General features: G+C 40.4%; 17 protein-coding genes. 6 read left to right on the forward strand and 11 right to left on the reverse strand.

Going from position 1 to position 23,904, the window contains the following annotated elements; genetic code table 11:
- Positions 1-368, reverse strand: a 368-nt coding sequence (locus tag H6763_03515) for a class I tRNA ligase family protein (GenBank protein ID MCB9803872.1), incomplete at its 3' end; no start/stop codon positions are given.
- A 167-nt stretch (positions 369-535) separates the two neighbouring features.
- Here H6763_03515 and H6763_03520 point away from each other — a divergent pair.
- Genes H6763_03520 through H6763_03530 form a run of 3 tightly spaced genes read left to right on the forward strand, consistent with a single transcriptional unit; the run spans position 536 to position 1,994 of the window.
- Entirely contained in the window at positions 536-1,111 is a 576-nt protein-coding gene (locus H6763_03520; protein MCB9803873.1) for a hypothetical protein, read from the forward strand.
- A 13-nt stretch (positions 1,112-1,124) separates the two neighbouring features.
- The gene (locus H6763_03525) at positions 1,125-1,709 is read left to right on the forward strand and encodes a hypothetical protein (protein MCB9803874.1); all 585 of its coding nucleotides are present in this window, start codon (positions 1,125-1,127) and stop codon (positions 1,707-1,709) included.
- A 6-nt stretch (positions 1,710-1,715) separates the two neighbouring features.
- Positions 1,716-1,994 (forward strand): hypothetical protein, encoded by a 279-nt coding sequence (locus tag H6763_03530; protein ID MCB9803875.1) that lies wholly within the window; start codon positions 1,716-1,718, stop codon positions 1,992-1,994.
- A 127-nt stretch (positions 1,995-2,121) separates the two neighbouring features.
- Here H6763_03530 and rpoD read toward each other — a convergent pair whose 3' ends face one another.
- Positions 2,122-3,219: an RNA polymerase sigma factor RpoD gene (gene rpoD / locus H6763_03535; protein MCB9803876.1), complete on the reverse strand. Its 1,098-nt coding sequence runs from the start codon at positions 3,217-3,219 to the stop codon at positions 2,122-2,124.
- A gap of 27 nt (positions 3,220-3,246) precedes the next feature.
- On the opposite strand from rpoD, the gene H6763_03540 reads away from it, so the two are divergent.
- A complete protein-coding gene (locus H6763_03540) occupies positions 3,247-3,636 on the forward strand; it encodes a hypothetical protein (GenBank protein ID MCB9803877.1) in 390 nt (129 codons plus the stop codon).
- Between the two features lie 102 nt (positions 3,637-3,738).
- Here the strand turns inward: H6763_03540 and H6763_03545 are convergent, their stop codons facing one another.
- From H6763_03545 to H6763_03585, 9 genes are all read right to left on the reverse strand, one after another.
- Positions 3,739-6,765: a DUF4012 domain-containing protein gene (locus H6763_03545; protein ID MCB9803878.1), complete on the reverse strand. Its 3,027-nt coding sequence runs from the start codon at positions 6,763-6,765 to the stop codon at positions 3,739-3,741.
- A gap of 1 nt (position 6,766) precedes the next feature.
- Positions 6,767-7,570, reverse strand: a complete 804-nt coding sequence (locus H6763_03550) for a PEGA domain-containing protein (protein ID MCB9803879.1) — start codon at positions 7,568-7,570, stop codon at positions 6,767-6,769.
- Between the two features lie 90 nt (positions 7,571-7,660).
- Positions 7,661-8,896, reverse strand: a complete 1,236-nt coding sequence (locus H6763_03555) for an undecaprenyl/decaprenyl-phosphate alpha-N-acetylglucosaminyl 1-phosphate transferase (GenBank protein ID MCB9803880.1) — start codon at positions 8,894-8,896, stop codon at positions 7,661-7,663.
- Positions 8,897-8,900: 4 nt separating this feature from the next.
- On the reverse strand, positions 8,901-9,362 hold the full coding sequence (locus H6763_03560; protein ID MCB9803881.1) for a hypothetical protein: 462 nt from the start codon (positions 9,360-9,362) through the stop codon (positions 8,901-8,903).
- A 165-nt stretch (positions 9,363-9,527) separates the two neighbouring features.
- Entirely contained in the window at positions 9,528-10,286 is a 759-nt protein-coding gene (locus H6763_03565) for a hypothetical protein (GenBank protein MCB9803882.1), read from the reverse strand.
- Positions 10,276-11,271, reverse strand: a complete 996-nt coding sequence (locus tag H6763_03570; GenBank protein MCB9803883.1) for a methyltransferase domain-containing protein — start codon at positions 11,269-11,271, stop codon at positions 10,276-10,278. Before H6763_03570 ends, H6763_03565 begins: the two co-directional genes overlap by 11 nt.
- Positions 11,249-13,015 (reverse strand): DNA primase, encoded by a 1,767-nt coding sequence (dnaG, locus tag H6763_03575; GenBank protein ID MCB9803884.1) that lies wholly within the window; start codon positions 13,013-13,015, stop codon positions 11,249-11,251. Before dnaG ends, H6763_03570 begins: the two co-directional genes overlap by 23 nt.
- A 6-nt stretch (positions 13,016-13,021) precedes the next feature.
- Positions 13,022-13,969, reverse strand: a complete 948-nt coding sequence (locus tag H6763_03580) for a helix-turn-helix domain-containing protein (protein ID MCB9803885.1) — start codon at positions 13,967-13,969, stop codon at positions 13,022-13,024.
- A 26-nt stretch (positions 13,970-13,995) separates the two neighbouring features.
- Positions 13,996-16,269 (reverse strand): DNA translocase FtsK 4TM domain-containing protein, encoded by a 2,274-nt coding sequence (locus tag H6763_03585; protein ID MCB9803886.1) that lies wholly within the window; start codon positions 16,267-16,269, stop codon positions 13,996-13,998.
- A 353-nt stretch (positions 16,270-16,622) separates the two neighbouring features.
- On the opposite strand from H6763_03585, the gene H6763_03590 reads away from it, so the two are divergent.
- Together H6763_03590 and rpoC are read left to right on the forward strand one after the other, a co-directional pair.
- Positions 16,623-19,991 carry a DNA-directed RNA polymerase subunit beta gene (locus H6763_03590; GenBank protein MCB9803887.1) on the forward strand — a complete coding sequence of 1,123 codons (3,369 nt, stop codon included), beginning with the start codon at positions 16,623-16,625 and terminating at the stop codon, positions 19,989-19,991.
- A complete protein-coding gene (rpoC, locus tag H6763_03595; GenBank protein ID MCB9803888.1) occupies positions 19,978-23,886 on the forward strand; it encodes a DNA-directed RNA polymerase subunit beta' in 3,909 nt (1,302 codons plus the stop codon). Before H6763_03590 ends, rpoC begins: the two co-directional genes overlap by 14 nt.
- Positions 23,887-23,904: the final 18 nt, after the last annotated feature.

Below are 23,904 nucleotides of genomic sequence, written 5' to 3' on the forward strand. Positions count from 1 at the left end.
CCGTTCTCTTTCAGTACTAAGAAAATGTTCTGGGCAACTTCTTTGTGGATCTCTGTGGTTGTCCTTGTGTAATTATCATAGAGCAAACCGAGTTTTTTATACGTTGAAACGATCTGGTCATGAGCTTGTTTTGCCATCTGTTCGGGAGTGATACCTTCTTGCTCTGCTTTAAAGACGACTGGTGCACCATGGCTGTCAGAGCCTGAAACTAGCAGTACTTTATTGCCTTTCAATCGATGGTATCGTGCAAAGATATCGCAAACCACATACTGACCTGCTAGGTGTCCAATGTGAATATTGCCATTAGCATATGGCCATGAAGCTCCAATATATATCTTTTGAGGAATATGTGAGTTTTCGTTCGTGATAGCGTTCCAATAAGTTACTGACCGCTAATTCTACTATCATAACAGCACTTTATCAAGATATGCGAAGAATATATGGAAATAGGCTATAGTAGTTGAATCTTAATCTAGTGGCACATAAGTGCTATACTTTCTGAATATAAGACTGTTAATTGGTCCAACCTGCCCAGATGGCTAAAAAGACCCCAAATTCAATAAACCTGCTCGAACCCGTGTACGCCCCGGATGATATTTGGGATAGGTTGTATTACTGGATCTTCAATGTAGGGAAGTACATCCTCGTAATGGTAGAGTTTTTGGTTCTCGTAGTTTTTGCATCGAGATTTATGATAGACAGGAGGAATAACGACCTATCTGAGGAGATAAATAATCGGATAGATACACTAGGAAATGACTTTTTTAAAAATGCCGAGATCAGATATTCGAACTTGCACCTACTTTTAGAAGACCTTGCCTCCAACAATGAAAGTCAACCGTTAAACTCCAAGCAAGTCAGCTCTGTTCTGGACGGATTACCTTCAAATATCAAGCTACAGAACTTCAATTTCGGAGAAAACCAGGTCTCAATGAATTTCACAGCACCCAGCTTCGAGAGCATCAGGGATTATGAGCAGAAGATCCAATCTAATCCAGCATATAGCGATATCTCAGTCAGGATCAGTAAATCAGGGGAGGTAAGTGACGACATAGATTTTTCCGTATCATTCAAAATAAATTCTGAATCATTTGATCAGCTTGGATCCTAATACAGCAAATCTAATGGAAAGGGTGAATATCGTATCTGATCGAAAGAAGCAGGTATACAGTTTCTCGCTTCTGACTATCGTTATAGTTGTTGCATTGGGTGTAGGTGCAGTTAAGCCATCGATCGAAACGATCATGCGATTGAATGGGGAAATCAAAGAGAAGAAAGTCACACTTGAAACATTAGATACTAAGATCAATACCCTAAATAGCCTTTCACTTCAATACTCTGATTTTGAGGAAACTGCACAAGACCTCAAATTGGTCTTCCCCACGAATGGTGACTTTAGTCTGTTTCTTGCAAACATCGAGAATATCTGTCGTACATACGGTTTTCAACTAAACACTATCGGTTTTGGACGAAGCAGGTTTAAAGCAGAAGTCTTAAATCTTCAAAACTTAAAACCTATAGATGTTACTCTAACTGTACTAGGTGACAAAAATGATATGATCCAACTACTGCAAGCTTTTGAAGAGATGCCTATGTATCCGATCGTCAGGTCGGTTAACTTTTCAAATGAAACCAGCAATGAAGGACTCACAAATATCTCGATATCTTTGGTGATATATGAAATAGAAAACGAAACATTTTATGAATAAAACATTATGAAGGGTTTTGTGACAATTATCGTTGCTGTTCTTATAGTGATCATCCTTTGTTGGATTGGGATCTCTGTGTATGATGCATCTAACGATGTTGAGATAAATCCTAATGCAGAGCAGTATATCAAGCCTATTAAACCTGAATTCGACCTTGAGGCTGTCGATGTAGTAACAGAAAAGATAGACAAATTACCCGTTTCCCCAAAGATATTTCACCTTCTGGATGAACAGACAAATCCAGAAAAACTACTTGATGATGCCAATACTGAACCAGCCCCCTAAGGAACTCAAGTTTATTATAAATGAAACATAATACCCCACAGCAAGTGAAAAGCCTGCAAAACTGGATCGAAAGATCATCGAAGATCTGTGATCAGGAGTCTTTGGATAATTCCTTCTGGATGCGGAGCTATTCCATATCGATATAATCCTCGAGTTTGTTCTGCATAGACTTCTCCTTTAATTTCTTGAGCGCCTTAGCCTCGATCTGACGAATTCTTTCCCTTGTGACACCAAATTCTCTACCTACCTCCTCTAGAGTTCGTGTGACACCGTCTTCTAGCCCGAATCGAAGTGATAAAACCCTCTTCTCTCTGTCCTGCAAAGTATCCAGAATATCTTTCATTTGGTTGCGCAGATATTCTGTAGTGGCTAGTTGTTCTGGAGATTTTGACCAATCGTCAGCGAGGATATCCTGAAGTAGGTTATCCTTGTCCTCTCCGATAGGAGTGCTTAAGGAAGCGGGGTTCTGCTTGATCTTTTCTATCTCGACAACTCGGGATGGTTCGATCTCCATCTCTTTGGCGATCTCATCTTGAGTTGGTTTTCGCCCTAGTTTGCTTGTTAAGATAGTTTGTACTTTATTGTACTTATTGATCGTTTCTATCATGTGTACTGGGATCCTGATCGTTCTTGCTTGATCTGCTATTGCTCGTGTGATTGCCTGTCTTATCCACCACGTTGCATATGTTGAGAACTTGAATCCTTTGTGATAATCGAATTTTTCAACTGCTCTCATCAACCCGATATTACCCTCTTGGATCAGATCGAGAAGCTCTAAACCTCTCTTAGCATATTTCTTAGCTATACTCACAACTAATCTGAGGTTTGCAGTGATAAGTAGTTGTTTAGCTTCGTGCTCTCCAGCCTCGATCCTCTTGGCCAAGATGACTTCCTCAGCTCCTGTCAAAAGCGGGATCTTACCGATCTCATGAAGGTATGATCTGATAGCATCAGTTGAGATGGTGGATTGTATGGTCTTTAGGATCCTGATCTTTTTCTCTAATGTGAGGGTTTCAGCGGTTTGCTGATCTGAAGGATCAATTGGATCTGGCTCGATAACCTCGATGCCAACCTCTTGAAGTTGGGCGAATATGCTGTCTAATAGATCGATATTATCTTCGGCATGAGGTAATTCAGCAAGGATATCTTCTTGCGTAAGAAAGCCTTGTTCCTGCCCTTTCTTGATCAACGCTGCAATCTTCTCTTCTTTGGTCTTTTTGGCCATTTAGATTGATGTGATATAATTTTATATATGTCCAATAAAACTAAAAGTAACAACAACAAAGATCAATCCGCTAGTACAGGTACGAGTGCGGGTCAGGACGGAAGTAAGAAGCAATTCTTTATTGATACTATCGCAAAGTTCTGTGACAAATGCGGGACCGAATATTCGATCACTGATATCCATATAGTGCAAGAGTCAAATTTCTCAAGCATTATACACTTTTCATGTTCAAATTGTAAATCTAACCATATTGCAACATTTATCAGGCCTATGGGCATGAGTAGCCGAGTTCCTGTAAATAGCGATCTAAGCGTGAATGAGATCTCCAGATTTGCGAAATTTGACAAGGTGACATCCGATGAAGTCCTTCAGTTATATGATGAATTAGAGAAGGTCGAGGATCGGATCATTGTCTAGTGTGTTGAATTGCAAGATACCAATGATCTCCAAAGCATCACCCCCTAAATATTTAGATCCCACTATCTTTCTCCATGCTAATTTGTGATCCATGGTGGCTTATCACTTGTATTCCCACATCAGTGGAAGCGAAAGATCTCTTTCTTGTGTGAATTGACTTGTTAGTTCGTTAACGCCACGATTAAGATCTGATGTCTCAACCACAGCCCATGTATCAGGATATTCTATAGACAATTTGTATGTACCAGGTGCAAGACCGGGCTGTTTGTAGATAAGAAGATCTAGGGATAGGGAATTTCCTGTTGTATCGAGAGGGAAATACCCTCCTTCCTCACGCTTAAGCTCATAGATCAGTTGCAACTGATTTGTACTGCCGGATGCAACGGTAAAGAATCCTCCAAAGACCTTTTTGCCCCCCTCTAAATATTCGTCTGGAGTTTGATCAAATCCCTCAGATGTGACCAGATCGGCTTCCTCAGGGACAAGGATCCTATGGTAATTTCGATAATCTCCTTCGGGATATGTGTTTGTGGTGGAATTATTCTTTACAGAAAGCAGGTAGGTGTATCTGATCGTGTCTTCGTCTACGAACCTCATTGTAAGGTCTGTTGTTTCTTCTAGGTATAGATTTGCCTTGTTTGATCCCCAATTCCATTCAACGGGCACAGGGGTCGCCAGATGCGCGTTTGTGATAGCACCACCCCACCCTTGCGAAGAAAAGAACAGATTCGCATCAGAATTTGATAGATTTACTAGAAGATGTTTCTTTATGAGTGAGTCATATAAAACATCTGCAACAATAGGATAACTATCCTTTTCAGTAAGGATCTTGGTAATCGAAGCATTCGCAAGATCAGCTATGAAAGTGCTTTTTCTTTGTGATCCGGGTTCAAATTCGTTATGGATCTCGATCAATTTTGTCTGTAAATTGTCAGCGGTCACGGACACCTGCTCTTCACCTACCTTTACTTCACCCCACTGTTCAAGAAGCATAGAGATAACGTTGGTATCCATAGCGATCACCCCATCTATTTCAAATGCTTTTCCGGCTTCACGGATAAAGAATGAAGCGTCCTTAGATGCAGTAGGAAAATCAGGATCCCAGTTTGATAATGACATTGACCAATTCTTTATATCAAGGGCATTTTGCATGGATTGTGGGGCTTCATACTCTTTTCCTTGTATCACGAGAAGCCCTTCAAGATCGTAAATATCTGATACATCAAGCTGTCTTATCTGCCCACCTTCGATACCAATGATCGCATAACTAGATAACCAACCCCCTGTAGATCTTATCTCACCGGGATTTTGGAGCAGTATAAGGTATCTTTGGCGTTCATCGACACCGAGCATTTCGGGTAGGAAATAGACAGTTTCTTTGAAAGGTTCGATCAACTTAGAAACTTCACGGTTGTTAGCCTTCAGTTCAGTGATAAAAGGTTGTAAACGGCTCGGAAAGTTCTCAACAGTAATTGTTTCTATTTGTGCAGAGGCAAATCTCAAAGATTCGCTCGCACGGATCAGTAGATTGCGGTTCTCTCTGAGTTCTTGGAGATAAGTTCGATACTCTGTTGTGGTTGTTGGATTACCATCGGAACCAAAAGATAGAGCGGGTTGAAACTCTTCAAAATACTGAGCTAATGGTGATAATGACACTGCCATGTCTTCAGCACCTTTCATCGCATAATCAGCAGCAAACACCATGATCTCAGTATCTTTACCTAATTCTGATCGACCAGTTATAGTAAATAGCCATGATAATCGACTGACACCTGTTTTGATTCGATCGATCTGTGTATCGGCTTCGGCGAACTTTGAAGCTGCACTTGTGAGATCGAATGACTGAAGATCTGCATATGCTGTTTTAGAAAGCTGATATGTTCTGTAACTTCCATATGTGATATTGGCTAGTGGGGTGATCAAGAAAAACGATATTAATAACATAAACACCAGTACAACAAAGAAGATAGCAAGGTCTTTCTTTGAGATCTTTCGCACAGAGGAACCGCTTTCCCCATCTTTCTTGCTTGTGGGTAATTTTGATAATACGGATCTGATAGGAGATACTATCTTATCTACTATATTCCCAAAAGGAGTTTTAACATTTTGAACTATCGAAAACGCTGATTTTTCTCCCTGCTTACTCTCTGTATCCTTTTTAACCTCCCAGGCTTTATTGTTGTAGGAATACAGCGACTTGAGAGTAGTTATAAAGGTCTGCTCGATAGTATGTTTAGGTTTCCAACCATACTGTTCAGCATTTGGTGCAGGTGTGTATTGTGATTGATACACAAAAGTATCGGAGTCCTGGTCGAAATGGATCCTTTTCGCCTCTGTATCAAGTTCTAAAAGCTTGTATGCAATAGATAGAGTCGTTAAAGGTTTTGGATAACTGAGAGTAATAACTTCTCCGCTTGTTTGATTGTCAAATGTTAATCGAAGTAACCCATACACAGCATCCTCAACATCGATCAGATAGTGATAATCCAAACCTTCACCCTTTATTGTTATCTTGTCACTATTAACAGCATCTAGCAGGATCTGTCGAAGGAGAGGATCACCATATCCAAAAAGTGAATTTCCCAAAAGCGACCCCATCCTGATTATGCGAACATTCAATCCTGACTTATCATAATGTTCTGCAGTGATAGTTTCTGTGTAACGTTGGATCTCAAGGTCAGAATACGGTTTTGGTTTACCATCTTCCATTTGAGTTATCTCTACAAGCCGTTTATTCTTCTCCAGAGAGGTTACTATAGAGGCTTTCGCTTTATGCTTTAATGCGACCTTGAGGCTTTTCTCGAGTTTATTCGATTCATCAAGAAAATCTTTACTACTGTACTGTTGCCCATCAGTGATAGCTGTAAACTGTAGATAGAAGAGATAGTCAAATCGCGGAAGAGTAGAAAAAAGTTGGTCCATTCCATCAAACTCTACAAAATCAACATTGGGATTCTTCTTAAGTTCTTGGATATGGTCTTTACTTTCCTTGTCAAACACATCTATGACAATAACCTTGCTACCCTGCTCTGTTAAGGTTTTTGCAAGTTCTCTACCGAAATTATTTGCTCCGTGAATGATCACGGATACAAGTGTTGTTGCTTTTACTTCTGATATTTCACTGCTCATCCTATTGTTGTGGATCTTCAATATTAGATTGCTCTGGATCGACGTTCTGATCTGTATTTTGGTCTGAATTCTGCTCTTGATCTTGAGGATTGGATGGATCCTCCGAATTTCCATCCGTATTTGCATTATTTGGATTTGCATCATTTGGTTCTGCAGGTTGTGTGACATCCAATAATTCCAGATCGGTAGGTATAGGAAGAAGTTTTACAGATATGTTGAGGTTTAGACCTTCTCTCACTATAGCTGGAAATACAACATCTTCAAAACCATCAGACTTGATCCTTATCTGATACTCACCAGTTTCGAGTTCACTTGAATAGATCGGTAGTTGGCCTGTGATATCGTCGTTTATATATACATCTGCTTTGCCTGGGAATCCTGAAATACTGATCAAACCGGAGCCTTTAACTCGTGGTGATTCGGTATAGTATAGGACATATCCAGCACTTACACCTGCAGGACCGATCTCAACATCAATAATTGATTCTGTATTCGGCATAAGCTCGATAAAGTAGATCTCCGGTTCGTAATAACCAGTTGTATCACTATCACGTGTGATCTGTATCTTATGAGGGCCGGGTTCTAGATCTGACAGATCAAGAGGTGTTTGTCCTATCTCGTTATCATCGATCAGCACAGTGGCAATGCCCCCAGATGTTGTTATTGAAAGGGAGCTTTCTTTATATAGCTCATTTGTGAATGGTAACTTCGAAAATAGCTCCGTTCCTGATATAGAGAACAGTAATATCGAAACAACGAAGGTGATAAGTATCACCGGAATTAGAATTATTAAGAACTTTTTCATAAATCCATTATAGATAGTTGAAAATTGCATGTCTAGAAGAAACTTCGATCAGGTGAAAATTAATTAACAAGTAGATCCTTAAAAATTTGCTTAATACGAATATTTCGATTCTGGAGACTCTTTCTCGATCTCCTTTTCCTTTTGTTTTAGGCGATTATTTGCGAGGACATGCATAGCAAGTATAAACAACAGAATTGCGAGGAAAAGCGACATGATGATCACCAGTCGATACGCTGCTGTTGATAATACAGCAATAATTCCAACAACCAATGCGATAGATACTTCAACCATCAGCACCTGTTTAACAGAGAGACCGATATGCAAAAGTTTGTGATGTAAGTGATTTGTATCAGCCATACGCATCAACTGTATAGGTAGGGTCATAAAAGACTTGATGCTATTGGGTCTGCGAACAGACGCTCTTTTCGATAGTACAAACAGGAAATCGGCTAAAGGAAGCATGATGATCATCAATGTCACAGCCACCTTAGTACCATTTATCACTGCTAATGTTGCTACTAAAAAGCCATAAACACTCTTCCCAGAGCTTCCTGTGAAGATCTTTGCAGGTGGGAAGTTATAAAATGTGAAGCCTGATAAGGCGCCAACTAGATACATACTTATAACAACTAAAAAGACCTGTTCGGATCTTGTAGCGATGACAAAGATCATAAGAAACGCAAGGGCGAGATTGCTCTCCATCAAAGCATCAACTCCACCCATCCACTTTACAGCATTGATCGCTATCATGAACCAGAGTATCAGGAATAGATCACCTGGCAAGACCAAACTTATCGGAATAAGCTTGTTTTCGAAGAATAGTCGAGTCCACTCTAGATCGATAGTTCCGTCAAAAGGAATCTTCACGATAGTTAGATCCACCAAAGAGGCGGCGACTATAAGTGATGCGATGAATTGAAATGAGAATTGTACTGTTGCGGGGAGATTATAGTAGTCATCTAAGACACCTATGATCGTGAGGATCGAGAGGGATATGATCAGGGGGAGCGTACTGCTATTGAGTCCAAAAACAACAATGATCAGAATTAATAATGGGAGCATAACAGCCAAGCCTCCAAGTAGAGGGACTTGGTTAGGGTTGATACGTCTCTTAGAATTCTCATATTTATTCAGTTTGTTCATCTTCCCTTCTTCAGTATCATTCAGGATATTGAATCTTCGTGCTATAGAGCCGATAACAGGGGTTAAAAGGAGGCTGACAACAAATCCTAGTAGTAAAGTTGGTAGATACTCGAAATAACGATGAAAATCGACCGGAAGGGATCTCAACAATGTGTTTGTCGTGAGAAAATCTTTAAAGTTCATACGATCAGATATATTCGGTTAAAAGTAAAAGGATCTTATAAAGCGTCGTAGATAAAGAGAAAGTTAAGACGATCAAAATGAAATAACTCATGTACTGTTTACGATTGTAGATCTTTGCCGTGGTCAAAATACTTACAAAAGTAAGTATACCACTAACGATCCAGACCAGCTCGAGATCTTCTCTGTTGACCAATCTCATATCTAAGTTGATGTAGTTGAGAAGGAAAGGCACCTGCTTAGGAAGCTCTCTGATACCGGTCGATATATAGTCAAAAAGTAAGTAGTTAAGTGAGATCGAAATGCCGATCAAAATAAGTACCGCCGGACTACGGATATACCTGATCGTCTCTACAAATCTCAATCTCTTAGCCAAAGAACTTTTAAACCCCCAGAATTTGTTTTGTAGGGGTTCCTTGAAACCAAGGTCGAGCTGTTCTACTTTTTCGACTGAGTCATTCTTCTTCACAATGCGATTATATCAGAATAGAGGGGTAGTGTAGTCAGTTATATTCAAATGACCAATACAAGAAATTTTGTAAGAAAGATATGTGAGTTGAATGTGAGATAGATCATAGCGAATATTTGCGTATCCCATGTGAGAAGATCCTCTTATATACAGCGATGATCAGATCTAGAGGCTTTGTTTTGTGTTAATAAACAGTTCTATGACTGCTTCGAGAGACAACTCCTCTGGTCTCAAGTTCTCAACAGAATTAGGAAGGGTAGTATTTTTGAATATTGGATTCTTATGCAACATCTTCCTTTGATTGTTATAAAGAGCCTTAACAAAGGAATTGTATCTCAATAAATCTTCTCCGAGTATCATCGGTTCTCTAAGCCTTTTGAATTGTATCAGGGCACTTGTGACCTTTGGTACAGGAAAGAAGTTTGCAGGAGCAATACTCATAATGACCTTGGTTTCAACAAAAGCATTAATAAATGAAGATAATCGATTGCCTTTTTTGGTTAGTAGATATTTTTCTGCTACCTCCTTCTGAATTATAAAAAATGATTCGGAAAAAATCCCAAAAGGCACTAAGTGAGAAATTATCTTCTTTGAGATATTGTAAGGAAGGGCACCGAAACATACCGATCCGCTATCTTTCTCCATCAGCTTAATTGTTTCTTCACGGGATATTTCCAGAATGTCGCGATTGATCAGCTTCAACTGAGGAGAATTGAGAGAAGAGAGAATTTGAGATAGTTCGTCATCTTTCTCAATAGCTACAACTGAGATTCCCTGTTTGATAAAGAGATTAGTAAAAACACCTGTTCCGGGTCCAACCTCAAGGATCCTTTTGGGCTGACTGTTTAGCACATACCGCACAATACTGTTTGCGAGATTCTTATTTCTGAGAAAGTTTTGTCCGAGACTTCGTTTAGGTTTCATTGTTGTACCTTAGATCTAAGACTCCGTCATGTAAACTGTATTTTCTCTCGCAAGATCGGCAAGTTGGACTTGTCGAAATATCATTGAGATCCCCATGGCAAACCGGGCAGGAAAGTATCGAGAGGGGGTTTTTCTGGTCGGAGATATCTTTGCGACTACCCACTTTTTTATCCTCCAGGCCATTCGAATCTCTCCCAGAAAGACCTTCTCGGACATGGGGAGAGTTCTTCTCTAGGTCTAGAAAAACTGCTGGTGTTAACTGTGCCCAAGACATCGTATATTGCAAAAAACGCTCTAATAAGAGTGAGATTGACAGTGGTAGTTTAGTTAGAGGAGTCGACCTGAAAAACGAAGTCGAACGTGCTGATAATGTCTTGAAACCGGCAGAAGTTGATATCTCGTTTAAATAGAGTGGGTGATAATTTAAGAAGACTACGGATTCTCCCTTTGTACCCTCATTATTACCCTGTTGTGGTTGTTGATAAGGTTTCACGTTGAGAAATTTCTCTCTTTCTGCTTTCTTAAGTTTAAGAACATTCTTCAAGTTTCTTTTATTAGCATACTCTAGGATAAACCTCCCTCCACTTGTAAATATTCTAGATATTTCATCAAACAGTTTAGATTGATCATCAATATGGTGTAGAACCCTCACCATCATCCCCCCATCAAATACAGAGTCTTTAAAAGGCATGTAGTAGGCATTTGCAGCCACTAAAGTTGTGTTGGGGAATCTCGAGAGTATCTCCTGTTTATTTCGCAAAAGAGTTTCCAATGAGTAATCCAGAATGTAAATGTGGTCAGCTCGATCGTAATACTCGTCGGTCAGCCTACCGTATGAGCCTCCAATATCTATAAATCTTTCGAACCTTTCTCCTTTGAGTATCGACCGTAAGGCTATTCGTTCTGCCCCATCCTCGTACTTTCGTCTATCCCAGAAAGTACTGTAATCGTAATGATATTTATCATAGTCTGCTAATTTTGTCATCGAGTGAACGTATCTGAGAAGTTAGTTGCAATAATTGTTGTGTGAGTTCATCAATCTTTATATCATCATTTTCCTCCTCAGCGATAGCGAGTTGTCTTTGTATCGAATTGAGTTTTTTTGTCTTATTTGTCATTCGGATCCGCATATATGCTTCATTGAGGCTTGATATAGGGTCTTTTGGTTCCGGGATCTTATCTTGTCTTAGAGCTATATCAGTAAGGATCTGTTTTGCTTGATCACTTATTGCGGATGATTCGGCAATTGTTCGCATAGATGGGTCTTCTGATGAGGCGAATTGCGAAATTATTTCTTTGTAAAAGGGATTTGTAAACTCATTTATGTTTAATGAATGAAATTTTTTGTAATCTCCGATCTTGATAAGAAGCGCGATTAGGTAAGTTTCAGGGTCGTTGATATTTATATCTGTTGGAGCTGTATTCTTACGATCACGACTCGATGCTCCAGAGGTTTTGACAGGAGGCGTACCTTTCATTGGACCAATGTCTTGTGATATAGCACCGGGATTTAGTTTCGTGATCTTCCTAAATTTTTTGGTTAGATGCTCTCTAACCATCGGGTCGGTTAAGTGAATAAGTGTTTCTTTATGAAAATCTACCAACTCTCTTTCTTGTGTGATATCTGTCAGATCTAGAGAATCCAGTTTTCGTGCAAGTATGTAAGAGTAGGCATCCATCTTTGATGAGAGAGTCCTTTTAGTTTTGCTTACCGATGCCTGGATCGACTCGTCTAGGTCTTTATACTCACCGGTGTTTGTTGCATATACATTGAAACCTTTCGAGATCGCGATATGAAAAGCGCGCTCAAGAGCCTTTTGTCCTGCTTCGTCATTATCAAACAGGATCAGTAATCTTTTTGAGTATCTGCCTAAAGAATCAAGTTGTTGTTCTGTAAGTGCAGTACCTAATGGAGCTATCACATTTCTGATACCAGATGCGTATGCTGATATGACATCCATCTGTCCTTCGGTAAGGATAGTGAGGTTCTTTTTCTTTATCTCACTTTTGTTCTGATACAAGCCGAAAACAGTGTTACTTTTGTGAAATATTGGAGTTTCAGGGGTGTTAAGATATTTAGGACCGAAATTATCACCAGGAAGTTGACGGCCTGAATATGCAACTATCTTTCCGTAGATATTCCATATCGGGAACATTAAGCGATTTATGAATCGATCCTTTATCCTACCTGAAGTATCAGTTACTAAACCACTCTCAATTATCACTCTATCGGAATAACCCTTCGTATGTAAGTAATTGTATAAAAGACCGCGACCAGGTGCGAAACCTATCTTGAATTCCTTTAATGTTTCAACTGTCAACCCCCTTTTCTGCGCATAAGTAAGCGCTGGTTTATACTTATGTAATTCAGCATAAAAAAATTCAGAGGCAGTTGCGTTAATATCTTCTAGTTTTGAAAATCGTGTATTTACTGGTCGTTTCTTTATCTCAACCCCAGCCTCTTTAGCGAGTTTTTCGAGAGCTTCCGGAAATTCGATATGCTCGATCTCCTGTATGAAATTGAATATATCTCCTCCTTTGCCACATCCGTAACATTTGAAACGTTGTATCTCCGGGTTCACCATGAATGACGGTGTTTTCTCAGAATGAAAAGGGCAGTTTCCAGCCCAATTCTTACCCATCTTCCTCAGATGCACATACTTTTCGATAGTTTCGACAATATCGAGGCGTTCTTTGACCTCTTGTGCGGAATTTTGAAAATCATTCATATTGTCCTAATTATCGCAGATAACGGAGGTTGATTCTAGGCTACAGGTTAATGTACCAATACCATCTGCTACTGGTATCTGTACCGGAGTCTCTAGGTTGTTGATAAAAACTTTGGTTACCGAGGGAACTCCGGTTATGAGTTCAAATGTCTCTTTGATCGTGAAAGACTGCTCATAACCATTTGGCAAGATCTCTCCGGTAACTTGTGAGCCATCAACGATAGTTTGTACCCATGCATCTCCACCTGATATCTGTACTTTGATCGAGTCTGTCACAACGACCTCTTCGACCTCAGGCTCTTTTTCCTCGACAACCTCCTCTTTAGGTTCATATATTACGGTAAGGACCTTTACGCTTTCCTTGGATACGTTGTTCTCCTTTGAGGTTCTGATACTTATTGTGTTTGTTCCAGGTACAAGATCGACTTCTACCTGAAATGTCCCATCGTTGTTGATCTCTATACTATTTCCGTTTACTTGTACGATACTATTAACATCTGTGAGACCTTTTATTTCGAGGGGGGTTGTATCTACTGTCACATCGTTCTCTGGAGTGATTATCGTAATCTGTGGTACTTTTTGAAAATTGTAGAGTTGGAACATTAAGAAGAGAAAAACCGCTAGAACAGAAGCAGAAAGTATCATTCCGATAACAAACCTTGATGAGATGTTGAGGTCTCTGATGGTAGTATCTCTGATGGCAATGGTCTTCTTGGGTGATCTTTTAACCGTTCTACGATAGATCGCTACGATCTTTTCGGTATTTAATCCAAGTGCGGTTGCATAATTTTTTATAAATCCTAAAAGAAAGATCTCATTATCAAACTTCTCGAATTCATCAGCCTCAATAAGCTCAAGATAATGTTTCTGGATCTTTGTTTGCTCGGCGATCTCAAGGATCGAACGCCCCAGCTCCTCTCGTCTTGTTGATAGGATCTTACCTACCGTCAGCATATTATTTTGTGAAATGGGGTATTCGGTCATTCGATCTCATCTTCGACCATTGGCGATTCATTTGATGGACCTTTGATCTTGTTTAGGAGTTCCTCTTTACTGCGGATCAGTACGTCTCTTGGTTTACTCCCATCTTGTGGTCCAACAACGCCTAGTTTGTGAAGTTCCTCAATTAGGTTAGCAGCGCGATTGTAACCTATTTTCAATCTCCTTTGTAGCATCGAAGCTGAAGCCTTACCCTCATTGATACAGACATCGACAGCATCCGGAAAAAGTGGCTCATCTGAGATACCACCGATCCCTACAAGAGTTCCGTCTCTTAGCATCGGCTCTGGTTCTAAAATCCCTGCCGGCTTTGGCTCTCCTTGTGATTGTGAATGAAGGAATTCAGCGAGTTTTTCAGTATCGATCGTGTCTGTGAAAGCCCCCTGTATCCTCACAGGCTTGATAATGTCAGGGGATTTGAAAAGCATATCTCCTCGTCCGATTAGTGCCTCTGCACCACCTTGGTCGATGATCACCTTCGAGTCTACCTGTGTAGAAACACTAAATGCCATACGTCCAGGCACGTTAGCTTTGATAACACCCGTAATGATGTTTACACTAGGGCGCTGGGTAGCAAGGATGAGATGTATACCAACCGCACGAGCCATCTGAGCCAACCTTAAGATGTGTCCTTCGACCTCAAGACCTTTTGTTTGCATTAGGTCTGCCATCTCGTCTATGACGATTACTATGTATGGCATTGTTAGACTTCCTGATTTTCGATTGTATTCAATGATATTTTTTGTACCCAGTTGCTTTAACAATCTATATCTCGTGTGCATCTCCTCTACAGCCCATTGAAGTGCATGAGCAACATTTTCCATATCCGTTATCACAGGTACGAGTAAATGAGGGATACTATTGTATGGGGCTAATTCGACCATCTTAGGGTCAACAAGGATCAGCTTTAGTTCATCAGGAGTTTTTGTCATCAGTAATCCTGTAAGTATCGAATTGATACCAACGGATTTTCCGGTACCTGTTGCTCCAGCTACTAATAAATGGGGTAATTTCGCTAAGTCTTTTATGAAGATCTTTCCTGCGACATTCTTCCCTAGGGCAAGTGGTAGCTCTAGGTCTCCATTTTGACTCTTCACTTCATTTATCAGATCCCGGATATAGACGAAGTTTGGTGTGGGGTTTGGTATCTCTATACCGATCAGTGATGAGCCTGGGATAGGTGCTTCTACTCTGATCTGTGATTCGGAGGTTGCCAAAGCTAGTGCAAGGTCATTAGTGAGATTCTTAACTTTCGATACTTTTGTACCTACTGTGATACTGAGTGCATACTGTACAACGGTCGGACCGATCGTTATCTTGTTAACCTTTGAATCTATATCGAAGCTTTTCAAGGTTTTTTCTATCACCACAGCATTTCTTTTGTGTATTTCTTTATCCTGTGGTTTCATCACCGGTTCAAGTAACAGATCTATAGGAGGATATGTCCAGTTCAAATATTTTTGTGGTCCAGTGATGCCTTCAGCTCCATCATCTCCACCATTGTCTATCACGTCGACTGGATCCGGATTGGTTGTAAGGTCTATTTCATCTTTATTTCCGGGTTGTGCTACTGAAGGTTGATATGGAGGGATGTCAGCTGCAGACCCATCCTCTATACCTAGCTCATCCTGGTGTGTGTCTTTGCCACCGATGAAGCTCCCTAACAACCCCTTTTTCTCTGGTTTTATACTCTGTCCGTCTTCGACCACTTCAATTTCATTTCCATCTGCTTGCTTAGCATCCTTACGTGAAAAGATCCCAAAGATCGCAGTGATGGTATTAATGATGCTCTCCAGACTTGTACCAGAGATCATAGAAAAAGCTATAAGTGTGAGTATTATTATGACAATAAATTCGATGAATCCTCCCACAGCGTTATATAAGGAGAGGTGAAGGGATCTGCCGATCGTTCCTCCGTACCCAGATAAGTCTGTCAGCTTTTCGAGTTCGTCCTTTGGAGCCCAAAAGGTAAAGAACAGTGATGAGGCTATCGCTGCCAAGAAAAAACCAGAAAAAGTCTTTAAACTACGTAGATACTTTGAATCTGTCAGGAATCTTGCGGAAAATACTATCAGAGTCATACCCCAAAATAATGATGAAAGACCAAAGAATGAACGGATCTGATCTAAAAGTGTGGCGTCAGAGAAAAAGGGGGAAAATGTTACCGTAGTACCGACAACAAAGATCGAAAGGCCAAATAAGATACGCGTTTCTTTACTATGTATCGTGAGTTGTTTCTTTTTCTTCTTGGGCATTACAAGATATTTTACAAGTTTAATAGCATTAATGCTAGTTATCGCATTTATATCATGTCCTGAACTATTCGATATGATACATTTGTTATAAATTAACAGTTGCTAAAATTTATTTATTTGCTATCATGTGCCAATGGTTTTAAACAATTCCGACATTATCAGCACAACAGACAGAAATGCCTGTTGACATGTCATTATCCATATGTTAGTATCCCTTCGATTCGCTGAAATTTATTATACGCATGCTATTTTTTATCGGTCTAGTGTCCCTACACATTTGAAACATATAGGTGAGTCAAAGCCGTCGCGTCGCGGCTAGGTTTTTATCTATAATCTCATCGGAAAAAGTAAATATGGCTGTCAGAACACCCTACACTAATCGATCAGGTAGAGTCAACCTAGGAGTTGTTGACCTACAACAGATACAATTTCCAGATCTGATCGAGGCTCAACTTAGATCTTTTGAGGAGTTTTTACAAACAGGCTTTCAGACTCTCTTTAATGAGATAAACCCTGTCAAAGACTCGATGGAGCGTATGTGGACCTTGTATTTCAAGGATTTTAGATACGATAAACCAAACCGAAGTATGGAAGAAGCTACTGAGAAGGGTCTTTCGTATGACGCTCCGCTTTATGCTACTGCACAGTTGATGAACAATCGAACTGGCGAGATCAAGGAGCAAGAGATCTTTATTGCTGATGTACCCCTGATGAGCGATCAGGGTTTTTTCATTATCAATGGTGTTCGTAGAGTTGTGACACATCAGATAGTAAGAGCTGAGGGAGTTCTATTCGAAGTGACTGACAAGTTGCCAACGCGAAACCTTTATAGTGCAAAACTGATGCCTGAGAGGGGTCAGTGGTATGAATTTGAAGTAAATAAGCATAATGTTATCTCGATCAGATTGGCACAGAAGAGACCAAAGATCTTGGTGACAGAGCTGTTGAGAGTTTTTGGTTATGAGACCGATGAGCAGATCCACGAACTCTTTAAAGATGTAGATACTAATGAAGATCATAGATTTATCGAATCTACCCTTGCTAGAGACTTCACTCGAACAAAGGAAGAGGCAATAATAAATGTATACAATAAGGTACGACCTGACGAAAGCGTCACACTTGATAGTGCTGAGAAGTACATCAAAGGTCATTTCTTCAATAATAAGAGGTTTGATCTAGGAAAGGTTGGACGTTATCAGTTAAACAGAAAACTGGGAACCACATACGATGTTGAAGGCGATGAGTGCAAATTGTATGTTGACGATATCATTCTGATAATAAAGCGTTTGATCAATATCCATAATGGAGTTGTTCAACCGGATGATATCGACAGTCTTTCAAATAGAAGATTGAGGAGTGTTGGAGAGGTGTTGGTTGACCAATTGAGAGTGGGTGTTAGGAGGGTTGAGAAGAATATACGTGACAAGATGAGTATGTATGGTGAGGATGCAAAACTTACTCCTTCTATGTTGATCAGTGCAAAACCTGTATCTGCAGCAATCCTGACCTTCTTTGGCTCTAATCAGCTGTCAATGTTCATGGATCAGGCAAATATCCTTTCAGAATTAGAAAATAAGAGAAAGATCACTGCGGCTGGACCTGGTGGGCTTACAAAGGAACGAGCATCATTCTCAGTACGTGAAGTTCACCACACACATTATTCAAGGGTTGATCCTGTGACCAGTCCTGAGAGCGCTTCTATTGGTGTTGTGAACCAGTTGGCCGTCTTTGCCAGAGTCAATAAATACGGATTTCTCGAAGCACCTTACTATCCAGTGATCAATACGGTAAAAGGTGTTGCTAAAGAATTAGAAAACAGGATACCTCTTGAGGATATCAAATCAGGCAACAAGATAATTGCTAGGGCAGGTGAGGTGATGACATCTGAAGTCGCTAAAAAAGTTGCAACCCTGAAGTTGGATGAGGTACAGATCGTACCTTATATAGGCACAGAGGTAGTCTATCTAGATGCGTCTACTGAAACTGAGCAGAATATCACAATGTATGGAGTGGAGCAGGATGAGTACGCCAATATAACTGCACCGGTCGTACCTGTGAGGCATGAAGGAGACTTTCTTATCCAGGATGTAAGGTTGGTGAGCTATATTGATATTGTGCCTTCACAGCAAGCAGGTGTGGGTATGGCACTTATTCCTTTTGTAAATCATGACGACTCCAAGCGAGCCCTTACTGGTTCAAACCAGCAGAGACAAGCAGTACCTCTGATCAAGCAACAGGCTCCTCTTGTTGGTACAGGATATGAAGAGATCGTTGCCAAGCAATCCGGCTGGGGTATTTATGCTGAGGATGATGGAGAGGTGATCTTGGTCGATGCAGCAACACTTATTGTGAATTATAAAGAAAAGGGGAGGAAAGAATACAAATTAACCAAATTCTTTAGGTCAAACTATGACACCTCTTTCTCACAGAAACCGATCGTTGATCTAGGACAGAAGTTTAAGAAGGGTGAGATACTTGTTGATGGTCCTACGATGAAAGATGGAGAGTTGGCTCTTGGTACAAATATACGAGCTGCACTAATGTTCTATGAGGGTTTCAATTATGAAGATTCGGTGATCATCTCTGAGAGATTAGTTAGAAATGATGCTCTAACCTCGATCCATATCAAGGAATACGCTATAGATCTTAGAGATACTGAACTGGGTCCTGAGGTATTGACTGCAGATATTCCTCATGTGAGTGAGCGAATTTTGCAGAATCTAGATTTTGATGGTGTAGTGAGAGTAGGAGCTAGAGTTACTGGTGGAGATATCCTCGGTGGAGTAGTAGCTCCTCGTGGTGAGCAGGAATTAACTGCAGAAGAGAGGCTTTTGAGAGCTATATTTGGAAAATCAGCTAGTGAGGTAAGGGATGTTTCACTTAGGGTTCCGCATGGTAGCAAAGGAATTGTCGTTAATACACAAGTACTATCTGTAGATAATGATGACAAGTTAAAACCTGGTGTCTTGAAGCAGGTGAAGGTTTGGGTCGCAGAGACAAAGAAGCTAGATTATGGAGACAAGATCTCTGGAAGGCATGGAGATAAGAACACAGTTGCGGCTATACGACCTGTCGAAGATATGCCTTTCACTGCTGATGGAGAACCTGTAGATATCGTTTTGACACCAACGTTTGTAAAGAGAATGAATATGGGTCAGGCATTAGAGGTTCATTGGGGTAGGTATGCATCCCTACTGGGTAAGAATCTCGCCTTCCCATTATTTGAGGATATTAATGAAGAGTGGGTGAGAGAGCAGTTGAAGAAGGAAGGTTATGATATGGATCAGAAAGTAGATCTATATGATGGTCGTTCTGGTAACAAGTTCCCTAGGAAAGTGACTGTAGGTGTGAAGTATGTATTGAAATTGAAGCATATTGCAGATGAGAAGGTCCATGCACGATCTACTGGTCCGTACACCCTGGTCACCCAGCAACCACTAGGTGGTAAAGCTCAAATGGGAGGACAGAGATTTGGAGAAATGGAAGTGTGGGCATTAGAAGCACACGGTACTCCTTATGCTCTACAAGAGATGCTGACGATCAAATCTGACGATGTAAAAGGACGAGCGGCTGCATATAAGGCGATCATCCATGGCGAAAAGATAGAGGCAGTAAATATTCCGGAGTCATTCAAGGTTCTTGTGAAAGAATTGAATGCGCTTTGTATCAATATGGATCTAATTTCAACTAAAACCGAGGAAGTAGAATATGAAAGCGAATAAGAAGACATTCAGACAGGACTACTCAGACTTTGATGCTTTGAAGCTGACATTGGCTTCTCCGGAGCAGATCCTTCAGTGGTCGTACGGCGAGGTCACAAAGGCAGAAACTATCAATTATCGAACATTTCGAACAGAACCGGAAGGTCTTTTCTGTGAAAAGATATTCGGACCGTCAAAGAATTTCGAGTGTTTCTGTGGAAAATATAAGAAGGTACGATATAAAGGTATCGTATGTGATAAATGTGGTGTTGAGGTCACTTCAAAAGATGTTCGAAGGGAGCGAATGGGACATATCGAACTTGCAGTACCTGTGACACACGTTTGGTTTGCTTATGGTGTACCAAACAAGATGTCTATAGTATTAGACATGTCTCACAAAAAGATGCTCTCAGTGATCTACTATACGAGATATATGGTGATCGAGGTTGATGATGAACAAAGAAAACCGAAACTCGCCGAATTGGATGAATATCAAAAGAAAGCAAGGGAAGAGCTTCAGAAGCAGCTTGATGAGGATCTGGACGAGATCAACGCTCAATTTGATGAGCAAGTAGCAGAGATCAAGAAAGCAAAACTTGATAAATCAAAGTCCGACTTCAAGACAAATCAGATCAATCATAAGAGATCCCAAGCTGTTGCAAAGGTCAGGCGAGAGTATGCAGCACATGAGGAAGAGTTAGATATGTTCTACGCCAAGCTCGCCAAACTTATCAATGAAGTCGAGATCGGGTCAAACCTGACTGAGGATGAGTATGTAGACCTTGCTGATAGAGACCTGATCTTCTTTGAAGCGAAAATGGGAGCAGAAGCAATCCAGCACCTATTAGAAAAGCTTGACTTAGAGAGTGAAGTTAAGAATCTTAAGGCGATAATAAAAGCTGAAAAATCCAAAAATAAAAAACTTACATACATCAGACGACTTCAGTATATAGAGGGTTTTCTCATCAACAAGATAAACCCAACATGGATGATCGTTAATGTTCTTCCAGTCATTCCTCCAGAATTGAGACCTATCATCCCTCTATCAGGAGGTAAGTTTGCAACATCAGATCTTAACGATCTTTATAGGAGGATCATCAACAGGAATAATAGGTTAAAGAGATTGATAGAGATCGGAGCTCCAGATGTGATCCTAAGGAACGAAAAGAGAATGTTACAGGAGTCGGTAGATGCACTGATCGATAATAGTCATAGACCAAGTAAGCCAATGCTCAATAGTAAGAGATTGCCTTTTAGATCACTTACCGACGAACTTAGAGGTAAAAAAGGTATCTTTAGAAGGAATCTACTTGGTAAACGAGTGGATTACTCTGGTCGAGCGGTGATAGTTGGAGACACAAGATTGCGATTACACCAATGTGGACTTCCAAAGTCAGTAGCTTTAGAGATGTTCAAACCGTTCGTTATACACGAACTAATTGAAAATGAACTCGCTCCAAATATCAAAGTAGCTAAAGAGATGATCGATGAGGCAGAAGATGTTGTATGGGATATTCTTGAGGAGATAATCAAGGATAAACCTGTACTTCTAAATAGAGCTCCTACACTTCACAAATATAGTATCCAGGCATTTTATCCAGTATTGGTAGAGGGAGATGCTATCAGGATCCACCCATTAGTATGTAAGGCATATAATGCTGACTTTGATGGTGACCAGATGGCTGTTCATGTTCTTTTGACCGAAGAAGCACTACAAGAGGGTAAGGATAAGATGCTTTCAACAAAAAATATCGTAAGTATCGCAAATGGTCAGGTTCTCGCTAGTCCAACTAAGGATATGTTATTAGGATTTTATCTATTAACGGACCTCAACGAGGTCGAGAAACCACGACTGTTTGCAGATAAGAACTCTGCGATCAGAGCTTATGAGCAGGATCAGATCGGTGTTGACGAGGCGATCTATGTGAAGATCAATGATGAGATGTACAAGACTTGTGTTGGAAGATGTATATTCCATGATCATTTACCTAGTGACTATCCATACATAAATGAAAGGATAGGGAAATCAGAAATAGAAACCATCATTACTGATATTAAGAATAGATACCCTGCAGAAGTAACAACTGAGCTTTTGGATGAATTGAAGACACTCGGTTTTGAGTATGCAACAAATCTTGGCTTCTCATTTGCTATGCAAGACTGTGATGTGAGCATAGATCTAAAGAGCAAGATCTCAGAGATGGATGCAAAAGAGATCCAACTACAGGAGAACTACCAACAGGGACTACTTACATTCAATGAGAAAAAGGCACTTTCCACAAATATGTGGAGTGAATTCACCGAGCAGTTAGCTGAGGAAGCATGGGCAGACTTGGACAAGAATAATGCTATTTATGAAATGGTGAACTCTGGTGCAAACGGTGGACAGATCCAGACCAGACAGATCATTTCTATGAAGGGATTAGTAAGGAACTCCGCGGGTCAATGGATCCCACTACCTATCCGAGGTAACTATCGAGAGGGTCTATCTTCGTTCGAGTACTTTGTAGCTACAGGAGGAGGAAGAAAAGGTGTTGCTGACATGGCACTAAGAACAGCATCGTCTGGATATCTCACGAGAAGATTGTGCGATGTTGCTCATGATGTGATCATAAGGATGGATGATTGTGGTTATGACGGAGAAGGTTATCAGATAAGACGAAAAGACATCAGAAGGATCTCTTTTGAGGATACTATCTACGGAAGAGTAGCATCCCAAGATGTCGTTGATAAGGATGGAAATGTTGTTGTGAAGAAAAATGACGTTATCACAAGAGATATTGCAGATAGATCAGCTGAATTAGGGATAGACAGTCTATATGCTCGATCACCAATTACATGTGAAGCACCTATGGGTATCTGTAAGAAGTGTTATGGATTTGATATCGAACAGGGTGAAGATGTAGAAATGGGTAAAGCTGTTGGTATCATCGCTGCTCAATCTATTGGTGAACCAGGAACACAGATGACCTTGAGATCATTCCACTTCGGTGGCGCTATGAAGGTTGATATCACGCAGGGATTGCCAAGAGTAGAAGAACTCTTGGAAGCCAGAACACCAAAGGCTGAGGCTGAGATCTCCAAGATCGATGGAAAAGTAAATGTAGAAAAAGCAGAAGACGGATCTGCGACTATCCTCATAAAAGGTAAGAAGAAGGTCAGTCGGATCTATGTAGTAGGTGAAGCTAAGAAGGTGAATGTATCTCATGGAGACAAAGTAAAAACTGGAGATGTATTGTTTATAGACAAACTTAGCACTGAGAAGCAGGCTGTAGTTGATGGTGTCGTAACAATAGATGCAGGCATAATGAAGCTAGAGGGATATGTGAAGGCTGAAGAAACGGTCAATGTACTTCCTGGGTTTACAGTTCTTGTACAAGATGGTCAAGAGGTTGTTGCAGGAACTCCGCTAACAGAAGGATCTATAGATCCAAAGAAACTTGCTGAGGTTGCAGGAATTGAGAAAGCTCAAGAATATGTTGTTCGTGGAGTTCAGGAAGTCTTTGCAGAGCAAGGTGTACAGATCGATGACGTACACGTTGAGATCATTGTCAGACAGATGGCAAGGATGGGAATGATAATGGATCAGGGAGATTCTGATCAGTTAGTAGGATCATTAGTGAACGTGTTTGTTGCCGAGGCAAAGAATGAACTACTTAGAAAACAAGGAAAGAATATCGCACTTGTACAGCAGAAATTGATGGGTATAAAGACCTCAGCATTAAAGACCGAAAGTTTCTTGTCAGCGATGTCCTTCCAAGAACAGGTCAGAGTACTCACGGAATCATCCATCATCGGTAAGATCGACTACCTACGCGGTATGAAGGAGAATGTTTTGATAGGTAGAAAGATTCCTTCCGGAGAAGAAGCTGAGTATGATGAGATCACAGATCTTAAAGAAGTAGTCATAGAATAACTTATGTTGTATAATCCA

It is taken from the genome of Candidatus Nomurabacteria bacterium, from assembly GCA_020632395.1.
Taxonomy (GTDB): domain Bacteria; phylum Patescibacteriota; class Dojkabacteria; order SC72; family JAHDCA01; genus JACKFQ01.

Bases quoted from the DNA above. Each gene is read 5' to 3' on its own strand.
- H6763_03520 (MCB9803873.1), top strand. From the start codon at position 536: ATGGCTAAAAAGACCCCAAATTCAATAAACCTGCTCGAACCCGTGTAC.
- H6763_03525 (MCB9803874.1), top strand. From the start codon at position 1,125: ATGGAAAGGGTGAATATCGTATCTGATCGAAAGAAGCAGGTATACAGT.
- H6763_03530 (MCB9803875.1), top strand. From the start codon at position 1,716: ATGAAGGGTTTTGTGACAATTATCGTTGCTGTTCTTATAGTGATCATC.
- rpoD (MCB9803876.1), bottom strand. From the start codon at position 3,219: ATGGCCAAAAAGACCAAAGAAGAGAAGATTGCAGCGTTGATCAAGAAA.
- H6763_03540 (MCB9803877.1), top strand. From the start codon at position 3,247: ATGTCCAATAAAACTAAAAGTAACAACAACAAAGATCAATCCGCTAGT.
- H6763_03545 (MCB9803878.1), bottom strand. From the start codon at position 6,765: ATGAGCAGTGAAATATCAGAAGTAAAAGCAACAACACTTGTATCCGTG.
- H6763_03550 (MCB9803879.1), bottom strand. From the start codon at position 7,570: ATGAAAAAGTTCTTAATAATTCTAATTCCGGTGATACTTATCACCTTC.
- H6763_03555 (MCB9803880.1), bottom strand. From the start codon at position 8,896: ATGAACTTTAAAGATTTTCTCACGACAAACACATTGTTGAGATCCCTT.
- H6763_03565 (MCB9803882.1), bottom strand. From the start codon at position 10,286: ATGAAACCTAAACGAAGTCTCGGACAAAACTTTCTCAGAAATAAGAAT.
- H6763_03570 (MCB9803883.1), bottom strand. From the start codon at position 11,271: ATGACAAAATTAGCAGACTATGATAAATATCATTACGATTACAGTACT.
- dnaG (MCB9803884.1), bottom strand. From the start codon at position 13,015: ATGAATGATTTTCAAAATTCCGCACAAGAGGTCAAAGAACGCCTCGAT.
- H6763_03580 (MCB9803885.1), bottom strand. From the start codon at position 13,969: ATGCTGACGGTAGGTAAGATCCTATCAACAAGACGAGAGGAGCTGGGG.
- H6763_03585 (MCB9803886.1), bottom strand. From the start codon at position 16,269: ATGCCCAAGAAGAAAAAGAAACAACTCACGATACATAGTAAAGAAACG.
- H6763_03590 (MCB9803887.1), top strand. From the start codon at position 16,623: ATGGCTGTCAGAACACCCTACACTAATCGATCAGGTAGAGTCAACCTA.
- rpoC (MCB9803888.1), top strand. From the start codon at position 19,978: ATGAAAGCGAATAAGAAGACATTCAGACAGGACTACTCAGACTTTGAT.